Origin of the sequence: Lysobacter sp. GCM10012299 (assembly GCF_042649405.1) — a bacterium.
Lineage (GTDB): Bacteria > Pseudomonadota > Gammaproteobacteria > Xanthomonadales > Xanthomonadaceae > Lysobacter_J.
On the sequence record NZ_JBHRZC010000003.1, the window covers coordinates 88,523 to 105,745 of the forward strand.

13 protein-coding genes and 1 tRNA gene are annotated in these 17,223 nt (G+C 61.0%); 6 read left to right on the forward strand and 8 right to left on the reverse strand.

Annotation, left to right across the window (positions count from 1 at the left end; translation table 11 throughout):
- The first annotated feature begins 266 nt into the window (after positions 1-266).
- Positions 267-872 carry a response regulator gene (locus tag ACFOPO_RS08425; RefSeq protein ID WP_386702749.1) on the forward strand — a complete coding sequence of 202 codons (606 nt, stop codon included), beginning with the start codon at positions 267-269 and terminating at the stop codon, positions 870-872.
- A 5-nt stretch (positions 873-877) separates the two neighbouring features.
- Here ACFOPO_RS08425 and ACFOPO_RS08430 read toward each other — a convergent pair whose 3' ends face one another.
- The 6 genes from ACFOPO_RS08430 to ACFOPO_RS08455 form a co-directional block, all read right to left on the reverse strand.
- On the reverse strand, positions 878-1,609 hold the full coding sequence (locus ACFOPO_RS08430) for a response regulator (RefSeq protein ID WP_386702750.1): 732 nt from the start codon (positions 1,607-1,609) through the stop codon (positions 878-880).
- Between the two features lie 678 nt (positions 1,610-2,287).
- Positions 2,288-2,971 (reverse strand): DUF1120 domain-containing protein, encoded by a 684-nt coding sequence (locus ACFOPO_RS08435; protein WP_386702751.1) that lies wholly within the window; start codon positions 2,969-2,971, stop codon positions 2,288-2,290.
- A gap of 518 nt (positions 2,972-3,489) precedes the next feature.
- Complete coding sequence (locus ACFOPO_RS08440) at positions 3,490-5,790, reverse strand: fimbria/pilus outer membrane usher protein (protein WP_386703280.1); 2,301 nt, start codon at positions 5,788-5,790, stop codon at positions 3,490-3,492.
- 285 nt (positions 5,791-6,075) lie between these two features.
- A complete protein-coding gene (locus ACFOPO_RS08445) occupies positions 6,076-6,798 on the reverse strand; it encodes a fimbria/pilus chaperone family protein (RefSeq protein WP_386702752.1) in 723 nt (240 codons plus the stop codon).
- A 259-nt stretch (positions 6,799-7,057) separates the two neighbouring features.
- Positions 7,058-7,711 (reverse strand): DUF1120 domain-containing protein, encoded by a 654-nt coding sequence (locus tag ACFOPO_RS08450; RefSeq protein WP_386702753.1) that lies wholly within the window; start codon positions 7,709-7,711, stop codon positions 7,058-7,060.
- Between the two features lie 2,296 nt (positions 7,712-10,007).
- The gene (locus tag ACFOPO_RS08455) at positions 10,008-10,421 is read right to left on the reverse strand and encodes a hypothetical protein (protein WP_386702754.1); all 414 of its coding nucleotides are present in this window, start codon (positions 10,419-10,421) and stop codon (positions 10,008-10,010) included.
- 467 nt (positions 10,422-10,888) lie between these two features.
- Here ACFOPO_RS08455 and ACFOPO_RS08460 point away from each other — a divergent pair, with 467 nt between their 5' ends.
- From ACFOPO_RS08460 to ACFOPO_RS08480, 5 genes are all read left to right on the forward strand, one after another.
- Complete coding sequence (locus tag ACFOPO_RS08460; protein ID WP_386702755.1) at positions 10,889-11,191, forward strand: hypothetical protein; 303 nt, start codon at positions 10,889-10,891, stop codon at positions 11,189-11,191.
- Positions 11,192-11,670: 479 nt separating this feature from the next.
- Positions 11,671-11,934, forward strand: coding sequence for a hypothetical protein (locus ACFOPO_RS08465; RefSeq protein WP_386702756.1), 264 nt, complete (start codon positions 11,671-11,673; stop codon positions 11,932-11,934).
- A gap of 296 nt (positions 11,935-12,230) precedes the next feature.
- A tRNA-Met gene (locus ACFOPO_RS08470) sits at positions 12,231-12,307 on the forward strand.
- Positions 12,308-12,557: 250 nt separating this feature from the next.
- On the forward strand, positions 12,558-13,442 hold the full coding sequence (locus ACFOPO_RS08475) for a hypothetical protein (protein ID WP_386702757.1): 885 nt from the start codon (positions 12,558-12,560) through the stop codon (positions 13,440-13,442).
- A gap of 106 nt (positions 13,443-13,548) precedes the next feature.
- Positions 13,549-13,770 carry a hypothetical protein gene (locus ACFOPO_RS08480; RefSeq protein WP_386702758.1) on the forward strand — a complete coding sequence of 74 codons (222 nt, stop codon included), beginning with the start codon at positions 13,549-13,551 and terminating at the stop codon, positions 13,768-13,770.
- A gap of 1,251 nt (positions 13,771-15,021) precedes the next feature.
- Here ACFOPO_RS08480 and ACFOPO_RS08485 read toward each other — a convergent pair.
- Entirely contained in the window at positions 15,022-16,551 is a 1,530-nt protein-coding gene (locus tag ACFOPO_RS08485; RefSeq protein WP_386702759.1) for a CsgG/HfaB family protein, read from the reverse strand.
- Between the two features lie 3 nt (positions 16,552-16,554).
- Positions 16,555-17,202, reverse strand: a complete 648-nt coding sequence (locus ACFOPO_RS08490; RefSeq protein WP_386702760.1) for a hypothetical protein — start codon at positions 17,200-17,202, stop codon at positions 16,555-16,557.
- Positions 17,203-17,223: the final 21 nt, after the last annotated feature.

The following is a 17,223-nucleotide window of genomic DNA, read 5'->3' on the forward strand; positions in this document are numbered from 1 at the left end:
CCATTAAGCTTGTATCGTGACGCTGCGAGCGCGTGCTTAGCGCGACTGGGCAAAGCTTATCGCGTCCCGCGAGCGCTAGGATCGACACGCTGAATGGGGCAGTGTCGAGCATTTCACGGGGATATAACGCTTCAATCATCCAAAGTAGAACATTCGCTACCGACTACAGCAGAATCCGCGCCGTAACGAGCGCCTGCCTCGCTAGACTGCCCAGAGTTGGGGCCGCCAGTCGAATGTGATTGGGGCGTGAAATCGAGGACTCGGACATGTATCGCGTCGTTGTAATAGAAGACCACCCCCTAGTTGGCTCTGCTGTCCAGCTGATACTGGAGGCGCAAGGTCACTTCCAAGTGGTGGCTACCCGCGAATCTGGCGTAGCCGGCTTGGCGGCAGTGCGCGAGATGAACCCCGACCTCGTCATCCTCGACCTGAGCGTGCCGCTGCTCGGCGGCATTGAGGTAATTGAACGATTGCGCAAAGACTCCTCACCGGCACGAATTCTCGTTCTTTCGGGCTCTGATGAGATAAGCGCCGCCTTGCGCGCGCTTAGGGCCGGCGCGAATGGCTTCGTTCACAAATCGAGCGACCTCAGTGAGCTATCCATGGCCGCACTGCTGGTGGCTCGAGGAAAAGGGTACTTTAGCCATGAGGTCTTGGAACTGGCCGCCGGAAGCAAGGGGACCAATGTGCATGACCTGCTAACGGCGAAGGAGTACGAAGTGTTCCAGGGACTGGTGGCAGGACAGTCAAACGGCGACATCAGCAAACACATGCTGCTCAGCAATAAGACTGTGAGCGCCTACAAAATCAAGATCATGCGGAAGCTGGGCGCGAAGAACATCCGGGAGTTGATCGAGTTCGCGCGCCAATAGCCGCGTTAATTGCCCTCAAGGATGCGCTGGATCTCATCCAGCGCATCCTTAAGCCTGCCATTGTCTTTTGTAAGTCTCTCTGCGCGTTCGCATAGACGCGCGATCTGCTGCTGATCCAGCATCCTGGCCGCCCCCTTTATTCGATGAAGCTGCGCAGCCAATGCGTCAATACGACCAGATCCAAGTTGCGCCCGGGCAGCCATCAGATCCAGGCTGGCTTGCGCAAACCACTGCGAGAGGATCATTTCGCGATCGCGGGCCACGATGGGCAGATCTACACCGACGTCGCGAGGTGCATTCTCGACAATTCGCCTCAGATCTTCATTCGACGCAGGCTTCCTAATGCACCCCTGCATCCCTGCATCCCTGCAGCGGCCCTCAATCTCTTCGTCGACATGAGCGGTATGCGCCCAGATCTGACTCGGCTGACGAGACAGGCGACTCTCAAGCTTCCGGATTTCTCTTGCCAGCATGAAGCCATCCATGTGCGGCATCCAGCAGTCAGTCAGGACGGCGCAAACGCGACCAGCCTCGAATAGCAAGAGCGCCTCTTCGCCGCTATCGGCTTCAAAAGCGCGCACACCAAGCTTGTCAAACTGCTCCTTCAGCAGCATCCGCACTAAGACGTCATCGTCAATGATGAGTACATGATGTCGCCTATGCTGAGTTTGCATTTCGCAAAAGTTGCCGCTCAAGAGAGTGAAAGCATACCCGTTCGCGCTTGATCTTTCGGGCATGGATTAGGGGAGGAGACGGTTCCTCGAACATTCAAGGGCATTCCCTTGCGACTCTAGCCATCATTCGCCAGCGGATAAGCCAGACTATCCAGGGCTTCCGGTGGCGAGCGAAGGTAATGCGAGATAAAACCGACCGAATCCGGCAGAAAGGATGACTGAGAAGCAGCGCCAGAACAATCGCATCGATCACGCGGAGGGGAGGCTACGAATGTCCCGCACACCGTGTCCGACCCGTTTGCAGCTGCGACAAATCGGGGGACAAGCAAGAACACTCCGCTTTTTCGGACAGCCGGTATCGGGTCGAATAGTTGCTCTGCCGAGGACTTCTCCATGCCGAACTATCGCTCCAGCCACCTCGCAAATAGCACGCGCTTCGCTCAGTGGCTGGCTCACGTGGGCGCCGGCCTAGAGTGTGCAGGCGCTGCGCTCGCAACATTCACACTGGTCTCAATCATCGCCCATCCGACGCTAGCGGCTCTCATCCCATTGACCGTAGCATCGTGCATTCTTTGGCTTGGCGGGACGGCACTCGTTGGGCTGGCGTCATTCTGCGGCACCGCCGTCCGTAATTGACGGAGCTGAGCTACATTCCTTGTCAACTAATAGAACCGCGGAGTGGTCGCCGCCCAGGAATTGCAGCGTTGTGACGGCCTATCGGCGCGAGGCGCTCACGCATTCCTACAGGGTAAAAACCTCCAACGTGACGTTACCGTCTAGATTGATCTCTCCGGTCGTTGGCAGCGTCTCCCTGGGGGCGATCTTTGTGTCAATGGCGATGTGAAAGACGGCGTGTGTGGCCATGCTTGGCGTCGTTTCGCCGACCGACTTCGAGAGCCCGACCCATCCTGTGCCGTCATTCCGTAACCCGATGTTGTCTTCATGCACCCAGGTTAGGCCGCCATCCATGGACAACAGGGCCTTGCTAGGCGGAAGTGCATCGATGGCGCTTCCGGCCGTTTGGACATTTAAACGGAAGTAACCGATCCTCTCACCTCCCGCCGCCGTTCCCAGGCCGAAAGACACGCCATCCATCGCACTTCTAGAGCCAGCACGGTTGTCCGTGGCGCGAACTGCGAACTGAGTTGCAGCGTCACAACTCACGCTTAGGTCAAAACTTCGATTGCCCGGCAGAGTTGTTTCTGCTGCATCTTCCAGTTCGGCTGCTGAAATACGCCCGTAGTCGATAGTGCTTCCGCCAACAATCGTGGGGTTGCACGCGGCGGGCACCAGATTGGCTTCAACCGCCAAGTCATGACGAGCGCTGACGGCTACCGCTTCAAGCAACCCGTCGCTCTCCCATTCAGCTTGGTCGCGAACTTGCAACGAATCCGCTCGAGCCCACCCCTCGACCACCAAATGCATGCTCAGACTTCGACCTTGTGCCGGTACACCGCCCCGGATGGGCACTAGCCCTTCCCCTGGTCGCCAGGGTAGGCGCGGAGCGATCACGGTCGGAGGCTCACCATCAGCGGCCACGACGCCCAAGGAGACCGCCTCGCCATCAAGCACGGCTTCGCTAGCGTTAAGGGTATAGCTAGCTTCGTTTCCTTCAGAGAGACGAAAGCGCTCCAAACCTGTGGCAACTGCACGATAGTGGACAGTTAGGTCACGATCTTGCGGACAGGTAAGCGTGAGCGTGAGGGGGCGCCGTCCTAGCGACGCCTCCCCCGATGGCGCCGTCAGTACATCCCTGTTAACCCGGCCAAAGTCCACCACTGCCGTGTTAACCGTCAAACTACACTCGCCCACTTCCTGCGCTTGCACCGGAAGCCAGAGTGCGCTCAACCCAATAGCCACGACCACAGCAGCCTGCCATGGCGAGGGCGCCCATCGCCTCCATTTACGACCGTGGCTCGGCGCTGCCTGGCTGCTCGCAATGTTCATTCCTGCTCACTCCGACAAACGGCGGGTGCAGTTTCATACATTGCCTCTAGGTCCGCCTTCTCTGGCAGGGAATATACTAGTTCGCAACGCGGGAGGCCTGGGCGCTGGACCCATAGTCGACGCCCCTCAATGTGATTGTCCAAGAAGATTTGCCCATTGGATTGCCCCAGTCCGACGAACTGGCCGTTTTCGTCGCTGACGCTCGCGCCCGCCGCCAACGGTTGCCCCGCCTCGTCCGTGGCAGTCAGCAATACGCGACGCGTTGTCGTAATCGGAAAGTTCAAGTAATCCACTGCGCCGCGCCCCACTTCAAGCATTGCCGAGCCGGCCTGCAGTTCGGCATTGGCCGGCAAGCTCTTGGTAACCACTTCGACGGGATTTGGGGTGTAAGGGCTCAATCGGGCAATGACTGCCCGCCCTCCGGCGTCGGTCCAGACGGGACCGCTTGGGGTAGTAACCTGAACACCTGCATCGTCGCCGACACTCAAGACAGCAAACGATTCTCCCATCGGATACGGCGAGAGAGTCAGGCCATCACGGTGCCAGAGTACCCCGCCTCGCAGCGTCCCCGACATGCTGACCGAACCGCTGCCGTAGCGTGAGTAGTTGAAATCTGCCTGGGCGTAGTGGGGAAGCCACGAGGCGCTGGCGGACCAGTCGGTCTGACCTGTATCGGAGTCGCGGTCGGCATTGACGCGGTAGCTCAGGGTGGGACTTACCGTTTCGTCCCATCCCAAGCCCGTCTGTTGACGCCGGCCATCGTCGCGAACGCGAACGCGCGCTCGGCGATTCTCGCCGAGCGGAATGCTGGCGTTCAGATAGAATCGGGTTTCCTCCGGCTGCTCTGACGAGAGGTTGCGTTCAGCGTTGGCTGACAGCGTGACGCGCCGCCACGTCTTGCTCCAGGACGCGATAGCGCGTTGACTACTCGATCCGTCGAACGGCGTAGTTCTCGAATAGCCCATGCTGAAAGCACCTAGTGCTGCGGACGCCCAGCTCAGACCTGCGCTTTCTTGACGCCGATATCGCGTGCGCAGCTCTGCTTCCGATAGCGTCAATGTGGCATCCACCAGCTCACGATAGCCTGAGCTTTGCTGAGTACTCGATACCGTCATCGACCACGCACCGGCCAACGCCTGGACCCATGCCAGGCGCGCCTGCACGCCCTGAACGCCTTCGTCGCTGGCCCGGGACAGCATGATTTGCCCCTGCAGATTGGCTCGCATGCTCGGCAATGGCACCGCCAGGCCGCCGCCGACCGCCCCGTAACCCTTTGCCGCGAGTATGCCCGTGGTCAACGTACCCCAGTTGCGTAGTGGCCCGCTCCAGCCGGCGCTGGCCACCCACGGCTGTTCGATTGCATCGCCCAGATTGCGGGCCTGACCGACGCCAAATACGTATCCCAGCGGTGACCGCGTAGCGCCGTACAGCGCAGACGGGACGGTGTACTGACGAGGGGTGCCGTCGGCCTCCATCACGGTCACTTCCAGATCCGCGTGCGGATTTAGCAACTGTATACCCGACAGCACGAACGGCCCGGCAGGCACGACCGTCGCATAGATCAAAGAACCCTGCTGACGCACCTCCACCCGCGCTTGGCTGTGGGCGATCCCCTCGACGGTGGCACCGGATTCCGCGAAGCCACCTTCGCTGGCCACCTGCACACCGGTCATCTGCACACCAGCCAAGATGGGGTTGACCAGATTGATCTGGCCGGCACGCAGTACAGCACGATGGTCGAGGATACTGCGCTGAGCGAATGTCTCTAGATGTGCCGTATCGGAGCGGCCATCCTGCTGCGTCCAGACTTGGCGACTTCGCAAGATCCATTCGCCGGCATTCAGACCCAACTCGGCATTCAATGCGCGATAGGTCGACGTGTTGCCATCGAAACGATTATCGGATTGGGTCAGCTCGTAATTGAGCAAGGCCGCAGTTCCGCCGGTAACGAATCCCAATGGCGCGCGCTCAGGTTCGCGCAAGGCCTCGGTGGGCACCACCAGCCCCAAGGTCAGCGTTTCGACTTCCGGTTCGACGTACGCGGCCGGAAACGCATCCTGAAATGCTAAGCAGTCATCCTTCGCCATACCCGCCAATGCGGGGGGCGACACTAAACCGGCAGCGTCAATGAAGCTGGCGTCCACGCAAGGCCGCCCCTGCGGATCGAAGCGAACTGCATGATGGCCACGCGGAGCCGCGTTTACGCGCAAGCTAACTTGCTGTGCACCTGCGGAGAACCGCGGAGCTGTCGACAAGGCCTGCGCCAACGTGGGATCTATTCCGCGTTGCTCCAGCATAGTTGTGTCGAAGGACACTGTTTCGGGGAGAGAAGAAACCTCGGCATCGAGCTTCGATTCATCATCTACTTGCTGAGGCGAGGACTCGGGTGGTGATGGCAGGTCCTGCCCGGCCGCGGTCTCGGCCGCCTGGAGCAACCCCAATGCAAGGCTACACGCGACGGCAAGGTGCGCTCGCGCGCCCCGCCGCGCGAGCGGGGAACAGACGACCGCGCGCAAACCAGGAGCACCGCGTTCGCGGCGGACGGAAAGAATGGAGGGCACGAACAAATACCTAGAAATACTTCATCGGACGGCAGCCGGGGTTATGGGCGCCTCATAGGCGTCCACGGCATAGCCGTACACAGTCGCCGGATACAGTCGGACCGCGGTGGCGGTGGCACCCGCAGGCAAAGGCACCTTCAGGTCGTCACCCGGCAGCACGTAAGTGCGTGGCAGGTTAACGGCGGCCTGAGAGGGCAGCAGGTGCACTGATTGGGCGAGACGAACGACGTAGGCCGTGTCGTTTCGCACGCGCAAGGCGCCGCCCTCCACTGACCACTGGAGACCCGTCCACGGCTCTTGGTTTCGCTTCAATCCCCGCGGATTGATCAATACCGGGAGGTTCTGACGCACGCCCAAGCCAATCTTGGCCCCAGCCCCCTCGCCTTTCTCACGCTGCGGGGGGATGCCTTCCAGGATCACACGCTTGAGCCGCTGCACCTTCAGGGGAACCTTGTTCAGCAGAACAAAGCGTACGAGCTGCTGCTTGCCTGCCTCCACTCGGGCGAGTTGCGGAGTGACGAACACCAGCGACTCGGTGTCCTCCGGGACGTTCTCCACCGCGACGTGCAGTAGCGCCACGGTCGAGTCTGAGTTGGTGACCTTCAGTGACCCCTCGCCATCTACCTCATTGACGATCACCACCGAGGTCTCGGGGATCATCCCATCAGCCCAGACCGACGCAGGGCAACCAAATGCGAGCAGACCGCCGACGAACCAGCAGCGGAACGACGTAAACACGACCATGGGGCCACCTCTCAAATAAAGGATCTCAGGGGAATAAACGCAGCGTCGCGAGAGGAGCGGCAACGCGTGCTGACATGCCCTGCTTGGCCGGTCGGATGACGCCCCGCGCACTCGCAAAATCACTTCGCGACCGAAGGTCCACCATCATGAATGGGGCGGGAAAGGACACCGCGCCCGAAAGCAGCCCCCCGGCGGCCGAAGCCGCCGGGGCACCCAATCTAGGGGATCGATAGCGATCACGGCCGCCACCGGATAGCTCTTACAGGTAGACCATTTCGAAGGTGACACTGCCGTCGATGGTGATGTCATCAGAGGCCGGCAGCCCGTTCCGGGGCGCAATACTCGGCACCACCCTCATCGTAACTGCGGCATCCTGAATCGCGCTCGGGACCGCCCCCGCACTCTTACTGAAGGCGAAGATCTTACTGCCATCCGGAAGCGTGCCCCAGAAATCACCGGTGCCCTGCGCGGACCACGTGGTACCACCATCGGACGAAGTCAAGCCCTGGCCCAATGCACCCCCATCGACGGTGGTGGTGCTCCCCCGGACACCCAGCGAGTAATAGCCGATCTTCTCACCGCCGGGAGCTGAGCCAAGACCATAAAAGTTGGCGCCGCCGTTGCTCGCAGAACCCGCGCGATTGTCTTGCGCTCGGATTGCGAACGAGGTGGCCGTGGGGCAATGAATGCTCAACGTAACCGACTGCTCCGGAATACTCGTGGCGCTCGCTGCCGACAGATTGGCGGTCGAGATCTGACCGAGGTCGATGGTGCTACCGCCACTGAGGGTCGGGGTGCAGGAAGCGGGAATAATGGTGCCAGTCACACTGAGATCAACAGTGTCTGCAGCAAAGGCAGCCGGGGCGCAAGCCAGGGCGAGAACGCCCGAAAGGATAGAGGTGCGGAACTTCATTGGAAAATACCTGAGGACTATGAGGGAGTGCTCAGGCAGTTGTGTTATCGCGCACCGCCTGAGTGACGACAGATTGCCAGCCAGGCCCCAATCGATATACGCGAAACAAGCCCATTAAAGAGTGGAAATTTCGCCTGCGAGCAAAGCATTTTCGCCCCCCCCCCCGGCACCGAGCCACGCGCCGGCACCGAGGCGGATGCAACCAGACATTCGACTCATGCTTGACGCCGCATTCCGGGGCTTTCGACAACACTCGGGGCACCAAGTGCTGTTGTCGGGTCAAAGCGGACGCAACAACTAACCCTTTTCGCCACCAGGTTCGCGACCACTGCGCCAACCAGCTGACCGAACATCCCCCGCCCCGACAGGAAGCAGGCCGCACGATTCGCAGGACGCGTGTGCTGCCCTTCAATCGAGGCGCCGATAGAGCGACGCCACCGCCTGCTCACGCCCCGCGCACAAACCAATTCAGAACCGTCGGACTTCGAAACGGATCCATCACGTAGATCATGCGGACCGTGATGCGGCACCTTCTGGCAACTTCAAGGCGAGAAGCTCATCGTGAGGAAGAGCAACATGCTGTGCGCAGTGGCCCGCGGCCTAGATGCCACTCGTCAGCCCGTCGAGGTGCATGCTGTGCGCAGGGGCAACCGCCTCTATCTGCGTCGGGCCGGATGCGATCAAGGTCATCCCTGCCAGGCACTAACGCGCGGCCAACTGCGCCTCATTTCCGAAATCTCTCTCGCCCTTGGAGTCTCCGTCACTCGATTCGAGTGGATGGAAACCCGAGTGATCCGTCCCGCGTGCAAGACCTATCCGAGAGCGCGGGCTCGGCGACCCACGCCCCCAATCCAACTTTCCTGGTCACTCCCCATCGGTCAGTGATCATTGGTCGCAACACACAACGGAATGCAAAGTTTCGGCGACCTTGGCCCGTCGCGACTGGCCAAGAATCTCTGGTATTCGGATCATCGCGAAATTGTGCCGCCCTCGTGATGGTGCTGGCTAGCCGCGAAACCTTGTCCGAATCCCCGATCAGGCGGCGCCCGAATCTTGGCGTTTGAATGGACTGACATGGACGCCCGCCTGCTTCACGGGTCGACTATCCCCACTTCGTTTCGGACACCGTTCGAGCTTTGGGCCGGTGCGCCAAGGCGTTGAACGTCCACCACCATCACATCCTCTCTGCTCAACCACACATTCTAATACGTTGCCCGGGCACTCTAGAAACACAAGGCCCCCTCCTCTATCGGCCAGGCCATCGTGGTGACTGACGGCCTAGAAGGCGATCCTGCCATTTCTCGCGAGGCCGGCAAGTGCTGTGACAGTCGTAATCGAATGATCTGGAAGGCTTTCCTTCAGCCCCCCGTCCCAAAGACGTTTGGACGCACCTAATCAGATCAATCGCAACAATCCAGCAGGGTGACTGGCGAATGCCCGCTTCCGACCCAAAGCTGTTCTCGAAACCCTGGCATCCGACGCGGTGACAGCGCGGCCTCCCTCACTGCTTTTCAGCCTCCGCTGATTCCAAAAGCCAGACAAGAGCGTCGATCTCTCTTTCAAATCCCATGAGCTTCAGTCCCGAGTGGGCAGCATGCACAACTCCGTAAGCCGGGCTATCCAGAAAGTGCCGAGGAGCAACCACTGCAACCCTCACCAGACCTTTGGACACTCGCGCCCATTTCTCGATAGCGTCAAGTCTGGTCACTAGAACAGGAGGGACAACGCTAGCCATGTCCGGCAGTATGACAGCCAAATACGATACGTCTGTCCGCCTCGTCCTCTCGATTGCCTGAGCCACCAGGGCTAGCGCATCATCCGAAGAGTCGACGGTAGAGAGCCGGCACACTCCGATTGGACCATGACGTTCAAACGAGGGCGAAGCTTGCATTGCCAGATTCTCCGACGTTGGTAGCGATGGCAGCCGGCCGCATTTGACCAATGATATGGTCAGCCGCTGAAACATCATGCTCACGTCCCTTGATTTTGGAGAAGGCGCCAACCGCTTTCCGGTCGGCGCCTTCTGGCCCGCCATCTTCCCTTCTTGGACTTCTGGATCAACAGGCTGCCAGCTGGGGCGAGCGGATGGACTGGCGCGGCCATCATGAGGGCCTAGGCTGCACAGTGTTGGCCGTGGTGGTGCTGGTGCTTGGACGCGCTTGCCCCCCCCGCCGAACTCCGTAGTGAGAGGCGCGCGGGAGTAGCTCCGCTCCATCGCGAGCTCAGTGCCACGCGTCGTACTCCGGTAGGGAATACCTGAAGGTGGCGCTCCGTGTGTCCGACGCGCCGCGCGCGGTCAGTCGTAGCCCATGACCTTGAGATCGGCGGTCTGCGCGTTTCCGAGGATCTTGTACTGGACCGTTACAGACTTGAGTCGTCCCTTGAGCCCCGGCGCATTCACCGGTGCCGTCTGCCCGCCGGACTTCAGCACGCCCACGTCCTTCATTGTGTCGTCCGGACGGTTATCCCAATGCAGGACAAGGTTGGTGATCTCCACGTCGGCGCCCTCGACGGCGAGTTTGACTTGCTTCACGTCCTTTTCCCACCTGCCTCCGGTGCTCTTGATCGCTGCGCTGGGATCGCTGGCCTTAAGCGTCTGCTGCCCCAGAACGAACCATTCGTCGGCTGCGCTGGCGGCGCCCGCTGAGCCGACGAAAGTGGCCGTGGCGATTGCGAGGGATACCATCAGGTTGCGTGTGTTCGTGCTCATCGACGTTTCCTTTTTGATACGTTCAAGCATCAATGTCGGTCCGCCGCCCCTCGCGGCCACCCGCGGTCACATGACCACATCCCACACTAAAGGCCCGCGGGTTACCTCGACGTCAACCAGTTCGATGCCAGTGGAACAGGTTGCCTAACGCGAAAGGAAGTTACTTGCGGCCAGCCTTCGAATATTGCGCAGCGCAACCGACGATCGGTAGGCAATTTGTGGGAAAGCCGCCGTGCGATACCCCTAAAGACGCTGCCTTGCGCGGCGGCACGGCGCCTGACCGCTGATCCAACCACGGGGCCAAGTCGAGTCAGGATGGAGTGGCCGTGACTCTTGGCCGGCTGGCACCCGCAACGCGTTGTCTAGATTAAGGCCCGCCATCGGCCCAATCCCCCGCAGGTTGGCGGCGCCCCATGGCCGGGCTCGGATGGGCCCGGCCATTCTTTACCTCTCAGTGGGAGCCGCCCATGCCCGCGAACGCCTCTTCCCCCCCTAGCTGGCGCCGCAAACCCGCGCGTCGCCGCATTGCCACGGCGATGGCGACGGCTACCGTCGCCATTATCGTCATCCTGACCGCTTACTCGCATATGTGGGCATTGGCCCGCGGCATGCCCGACGTGGCCTCGATCGCCACGGCCATTGGCTGCCTCGCCCTGACCGGCCTTACGCTACTCGCAGCGTCGCTTCGACTTTGGGCCTGGACCTATGCCTTGGCCTCCCTACTCCTTGCCCTTGTGCTGCTGTTCTCGTTCACAGCGCTGTTCTATTGAGTCGGGGGTTGCTCCCATGCACGTGGAAATTTAGCCAGCGCCGATTGAGTCGGAGATGCGCGAGATCTTGCACCTTCGCTTCATGAGCTACCGAGAATGGGGCCAGCAGAACCAGCAATGCCGAACGCGCGGCGTGTTGTTTGCCTTGGACGAAATCGCAGACTCGGCGTGTGAAGCACGTGACCGTTCGGTGCATGAATGCTCCGTGTCCTTGGATGCGCAGCCGTGCACGCCGATGGCGCGCAAATCCAATAGGCACTGCGTAAAGTCAATCGAACACCGGCAGCTAGATCTAGGCGAAACGCGGAGTCCTTGCGAACGAGAAGTCTCGGCGCGCGCTGGCAGCGAAGCGACAATCCAACGACGTATCACGCACAGAGTAAGGACGTTTCTGCCGCGCAGAGATCCGGGATCGCCTCGTGCAACGGGATTCGCTTGTTGCATTCTGACGGCGGGTCAAAACTAGGAAGGAGTCGCGAATGGCCGCCCACGCGCCATCAAACCGCGAGGCAATGAAGATGGCGGAGAACCGTCGAAGCCGCCCCCAAATCACACCACCCCAGTTGTTGCACACGCGCCCGTCTATCCCGGAAACGGTCGAGCAGTTCCTCGCCCGCGGTGGAAAGGTCGAGCAGCTCTGCACCACCGCGAGCTCGCGCGCCCTGCGCGGCCAACGCGAAATCAACGACGCGTCCTGGAAGAATAGGGAAGCGGCAGAGAGTAGACGGCAGGCCAAGCGCTAGCGCTCCGCGCTCATCGGCCGCTGCGGCGCGCGCAATGATCGACGCTCCAGCCCTGTGCGTCGGGGAACGAATCTCGGAACGCAAGACACTTCGCCGCTGATTGCGGGAAATAAGCCAATCGACAGCAGCCACTTGACGTGCGGAAATAGCGTCGCCGGTTGATCGCCCCCTGCCTCCTGCACTCCCCTGTGCAGCCCCCCCCTTCGGAGCTCGGGCGCTCATGCAGCGTGCACTTCGCCCGGCATTTCGTTCACGACGAGCGTCGCGCCAACTGGCCTCGTTGCTGTTCGTTCTGGTGCGGGGTGGAGCAGTCTGGCAGCTCGTCGGGCTCATAACCCGAAGGTCGCAGGTTCAAATCCTGCCCCCGCTACCATTGAGCACCAGAGCCGAAGGGCCAGCTAACCGTTGGCCCTTTGTTTTATGGGGTTCTGGGGAGTGGCCGCTGCTTATAAAGCGGGTAGGGGGTACCTCGCTACCAGTTTGCATCCTTCCGAATTCGCCGGCTTGTTGGAGTGCTCCGGGTTCCGTAATCTCGCTCGAGATTCAGGGGGCGCCCACTCGGTGGGGGCGTCTACACGGCGGTGGAACAGCGCCGCGGCTTTAGATCCACGGCAGGGGAGCCAATGGAACCGACCCAACAAGACTTGAAGCGTGCACCTCGCATGCGCCTTCACTTCAACGTCCATGATCCGGTCGAGCTAGTCGAAATGACCTTGGCCTTCCAGGGCCTTGGTCACGAGTACCAGAGCTACTTGCGGGCGCGCTTTGCTGACACAGATCCGAAGTCCAACGCGGCCGAGGTGAAGCTCTACCTCACGCGAATTGAAAGCAACTGCATCCTTGCAGAGCTAGCGCCGGCACTTCCTATGCTGGGCGCCATTGCCCCCGTCTTAGCAGACGTGAACACGGTTCACGATTTTGTCGAGAAGACAGCCAAGGCGATCAGGTGGCTGATCGGCGTAGCTAAGAAGAAAGGCGTCACTTCGGACGAGATTCCCTACGGCAAGCGCCAGATCACCAACCTGCGTGATGTGGTCCGGCTAGTCGCTAAGAATCACAACTCGAATCTTGGCCTTGCGGCGATTCGATACGAACAAGAGAGTGGTCAGGACCGCGCGGTTCTTGAGTTTAGCTTCACTGACTTTGAGTGCCGACGGGCGGAGCAAGGAGCATCCATCGCACTTGCTGCCCTAGATGTCCGAGAGAAGGCGGACCGAGAGAAGGTCCTAATGTACTTCTACCAAACCAACATCGAAGACCCGAAGGCTGGCGGCCGCACCGGAGACAAGGCGATCATTTCTTCGATTAGCCGAGAGCCGTTGAGCGTTTACATCATTCCCGAGACTGATCAGCAAAAGGTTCGGTATGTGTTAGACGACAAGTCGCACAATCCGTTACATACGGGATTCGTCGTTGACGTGAACATCGAGAATGATAGGCAGGGCCGCCCAAGGATCTACCGTGTCGTTCGGGTTCACGATGTCGTGTATGACGATTCTGACGCCTAGCAATTGGTGCATGCCAAAGCCGACAAGAGCGCGTCGACAGATGGCCCTAGTGGGCAGTGCGTGACAGCAGGCGTTTTTGCGTTCAACAACCACAAGGAGGAGTTGCATGGCACATGAAGTAACCTTGGATATCTCGACGAAGTTCGTCCTTCACAAGGACGTCGAGGTCGAGGTCAAGAAGGACGGTAGCAAACTCGGCACCGTGTTGATCAGCAAGGGCAACATCGAATGGCTCCCCTCGGGGAACTCTGTAAACAAAAAGCGCATCTCGTGGGCGAAATTTGCTGAACTCATGGTTGAGCAAGGGCGAGACGTCCGCATCGGCTAAACCGCGCCAGTAGTTTTGTTAAGCCGTGCCGCATTGCGGCTCGGCCTGATTCATTCAGGCAGCCTCATTTGTCCGATCTGAGCACTCCGGTGCCAGTGGCATGCCTGGGCGGGCTGCCCCCCAAAAATGCAATCGGCTTGGCTAGCGGGGGCGACCCGAGCGCGGTTCTCTGGGGGCGGTCCGCCTTTCGCCGTCGCTTACTGGTTGTCGCAGACGAACGGCGCGTTGGGGTCGGGGTACCGGAAGACATGCTCTGACTAAGGGGTAGGGAAAGCGAAAACCTGAACATCAGGAATGCGGACCCAAATAACTTGGAAAGTGGGAGGTCCGGCGAGACGTGCTTATAGAGGCCGTAGCGCCCCGCTACCATTTATTCAAGGAACAAGGGCCAACTCACGCCGGCCGTTTGGTTTTTCAGCGCCTGGTAAGAGACGAGATGGAGAAAACCGTCGTAGCGCCCCTCATAGACCCCGCGACCACACTTCGCGCGACGGTGCTGACCTCGCCGCCGATCCCGCTAAACACGACTACGGGGGGCAAGCCGGGTTGCTGCAGGCTAGTCGGCGTGACAAGCCGGAATTGGGAGACCCGACATCGCATGGTCCGTGTAGCGTTCCGGCTGGAATCTGTCTTTGGTGAGGAATCTTGGAATTCACGGAATGGGCCGAAATGCCTTGATACACGGGCCTACCCCAAGGGTCACAAGTGGGAGCTCGCCCGACTCGGCCTGCTCGAACGCGATGGGCTGCCTCGGTCAAGCTGCCATCACTGCGGGCGGCCCGGGATCACCCAACGGCGTTCAACCTAGATGCCGACACGCGCGACGTGCTGTGGCGGCGTGCGCGAGATGCCAGCGGGGTCCGTGACCTGCACTTCCACGACTCGCGGGCCGAGGCGATTTGGCGCCTCTCCAAGAATTTTGATGTCATGGAGCTGGCGCGCGTCATCGGTCACCGCGACCTCAAGAGCCTGATGATCTAATACGAGACCAGCGCGGACGAACTAGCGGACCGCCTATAACTCAGTGAGTTGCTGGCAACAACGAGGCGGGCAGCAGCCCCTTTTCCGGCAATGCCGCCATGCGCGTGGGACGCTAGGAGTTTCTACTAAGACTCTTGGCCGGCACCACGCCGAGCCTCACCGGTGATCGAAGTCGCACTAAAAAAGGAGATCGCCAAACAATCTCCACCTCGAACCGGTCTTGCCGGGCTTTCTTGTGTTACGGCAAGGCAAGTTGGCCGGTATCATGCATTACCAATTCGCGTCGTCGGCTGCATTGTGGGCCCGGGCCGTTGCCGCCCCGGGGCGTAAGGCGCGAGCACTCTGTAAAGGCATGCCCGTGGCGGCACCCGCCGGTGCCGCGCCCTCTGCAGGCATGACGGCCTCAAGTGCAGCGACTGATTCAGCCAGTCCGCGGAGTTCGACCATTCCCGGCTTGAACGCATCGAGCTGCGCAGGAACGCTGCCTTCGATGGTGCCGTAGGAAGTCCGGTCCGCCACGCGGTCCACTCGGATTACGCAGCAGGGCAATTCAGTCCGCCCCAGCGAGCGTCCCGTCTGCGGGTCCTTGAGTTCCTCACCCAGAAGCACCGCTTCGTGGCGATCGCCGACTGCGACCGCCTTGCCGCCCTGGCTCAACACGACCTGGCTGCCGGCCATGGCGACCACCGAGATCGGAAAAATCTCACCGACAACCGACTTGATCATGCCACCGGAAAGCGAATCCATCAGCTTGCCGGCCAACTCCAGGCCATCCACCGATCGAGCCAGCGTGCTCGGTGCAGTCGGCGGCAACGGTTGCTCGAAGCTCTCCGACAGAACTACCTCGCCCGTGGTTGCGTTGATCAGTTTGAGCGAAATCCGGCCGCCGCCGGAGTACGAAGTCAACTCGCGACCCGACATCTGCAGCTTGCGGCTGCTGCGCGGATAAGCGAACTGTTCGATCGTCGGCACCAGGATCAGGTCCGTTGCCAGGCGCTGGCCGAGACGCGCGACTTCCTCGTTGCGCGCGTTGCCCGAGTTGATGAAGTCCACTTCGGACTGCATCTCCGCCGAGAACTGGCGATCAAGCACCACGAAGCGACCGGTCTGGGTGAGTGCATCCGACAGGCGCGAGCGGATCTCGGCGGCGATGCCGCCAGCATCCACGCGGTTATCGCCTACCTCGTAGCTGTCGCTGCCGGTGTGGGGTGCGGCAACCACGATCGAGGGGCGGCCATTGTCCTTGGGTCCTTCGAACCTGGCGACCTCCGCCTTGACCCTGACCTTCCAATACCGCGACAAGTGGCGCTCGCTTTCGCTGACCGCCAGCTTGTCGCCGAACCAGCCACCGGTCTCGCGTTGGTCACTGATCGCGTACTCGGCGTCGACCCGCTCGATCTCCTCGCTGGACAGCACGGTGAAGCTGCGCACCGCGCCCCCCGAACCCGCGATCACCTGCTCAGCGTAGGCGGAGAAATCCACCTGTGCCGAACCCAGTCCGGCAACGTCGATGCGCACGCCCATTGCGGTCGACTGCTGCGACGACGACACACGACGGCCATTGACCAGCGAGATCGCCAGGTCGAGGGCGCGAAGGCCCGCAATGCTCGCGCCCTGGCCCACGCCTTCAGCCTCGACCGTGATGAACTTGACCCCGCCGAAATCCGGGTTGCCCTCGAACGATTCGGTTTTGTCCGTGGTGGCCGCCGTCGCGGCGGCCTGTTCGGGCTTTCCTTCCTGCTTGCTGCAACCCGACAGCAGGGTTGCAGCAAGCGCGGTCGCGATGAGCGCGCGCGTCATGGATCAGAGGCCGTCGAGCGCAGCGGTAGCGTTCGCCGGCGTCTCGATGTTGTTGCGCTTGGCGTAGTCCAGCAGCGCCTTCGACGTGGTGGCCAAGGCGGTCACGTACCCTGGGATTTGCTTGCCCACCCACAACACCGACGCCCCCTTGCCCACCAGCGCCATCGGATTGGCGCCAACCGAAGCGGTGTAGCTCTTCGCCTGCGCCAGCAGGTCGCGTGCGCCGACAACGGCCTTCAGGTATTCGACCAGGCCAGTGGCGAACGTGGCGCGGGCTTCGGCGGTCAGGGCCGGCTGCGCCTCCATCGTCGCGACGAGATCGACCTGAAGGGCCTCCGAAAGTTGGCGGTGCTTCTTCAGGCCGTCCTCCTGGTCCAACTGGCCCGACGACAGTCGCTTTGCCTCGGCCTGCGCCCGCGTCGCCTGGTCGTCCAGGCCCAGAGCGCGCGCGAGAGTGGTCTGCGCGGCCACCACCTGCTCCTGCGACTGCAGGAACGAGGTCACCAACACGTCGCCGCTCTGCGGAGTCGTGGTAGCGCTGGCTTCCGCTGCGGCAGGCTTGGCGCCCATTCCCGGCAACTTGAACTGGGCATGGACAGGAGCGCCCACGAAGACGAGAGCGGCGGAAACGGCGAGGGTCAATTTGTTCATGGTGTCATTCCTTCTGGATGA

Coding starts and splice junctions, on each gene's coding strand:
- ACFOPO_RS08425 (WP_386702749.1), top strand. CDS start 267: ATGTATCGCGTCGTTGTAATAGAAGACCACCCCCTAGTTGGCTCTGCT.
- ACFOPO_RS08430 (WP_386702750.1), bottom strand. CDS start 1,609: ATGCCCGAAAGATCAAGCGCGAACGGGTATGCTTTCACTCTCTTGAGC.
- ACFOPO_RS08435 (WP_386702751.1), bottom strand. CDS start 2,971: ATGCATTTGGTGGTCGAGGGGTGGGCTCGAGCGGATTCGTTGCAAGTT.
- ACFOPO_RS08440 (WP_386703280.1), bottom strand. CDS start 5,790: ATGCTGGAGCAACGCGGAATAGATCCCACGTTGGCGCAGGCCTTGTCG.
- ACFOPO_RS08445 (WP_386702752.1), bottom strand. CDS start 6,798: ATGGTCGTGTTTACGTCGTTCCGCTGCTGGTTCGTCGGCGGTCTGCTC.
- ACFOPO_RS08450 (WP_386702753.1), bottom strand. CDS start 7,711: ATGAAGTTCCGCACCTCTATCCTTTCGGGCGTTCTCGCCCTGGCTTGC.
- ACFOPO_RS08455 (WP_386702754.1), bottom strand. CDS start 10,421: ATGAGCACGAACACACGCAACCTGATGGTATCCCTCGCAATCGCCACG.
- ACFOPO_RS08460 (WP_386702755.1), top strand. CDS start 10,889: ATGCCCGCGAACGCCTCTTCCCCCCCTAGCTGGCGCCGCAAACCCGCG.
- ACFOPO_RS08465 (WP_386702756.1), top strand. CDS start 11,671: ATGGCCGCCCACGCGCCATCAAACCGCGAGGCAATGAAGATGGCGGAG.
- ACFOPO_RS08475 (WP_386702757.1), top strand. CDS start 12,558: ATGGAACCGACCCAACAAGACTTGAAGCGTGCACCTCGCATGCGCCTT.
- ACFOPO_RS08480 (WP_386702758.1), top strand. CDS start 13,549: ATGGCACATGAAGTAACCTTGGATATCTCGACGAAGTTCGTCCTTCAC.
- ACFOPO_RS08485 (WP_386702759.1), bottom strand. CDS start 16,551: ATGACGCGCGCGCTCATCGCGACCGCGCTTGCTGCAACCCTGCTGTCG.
- ACFOPO_RS08490 (WP_386702760.1), bottom strand. CDS start 17,202: ATGAACAAATTGACCCTCGCCGTTTCCGCCGCTCTCGTCTTCGTGGGC.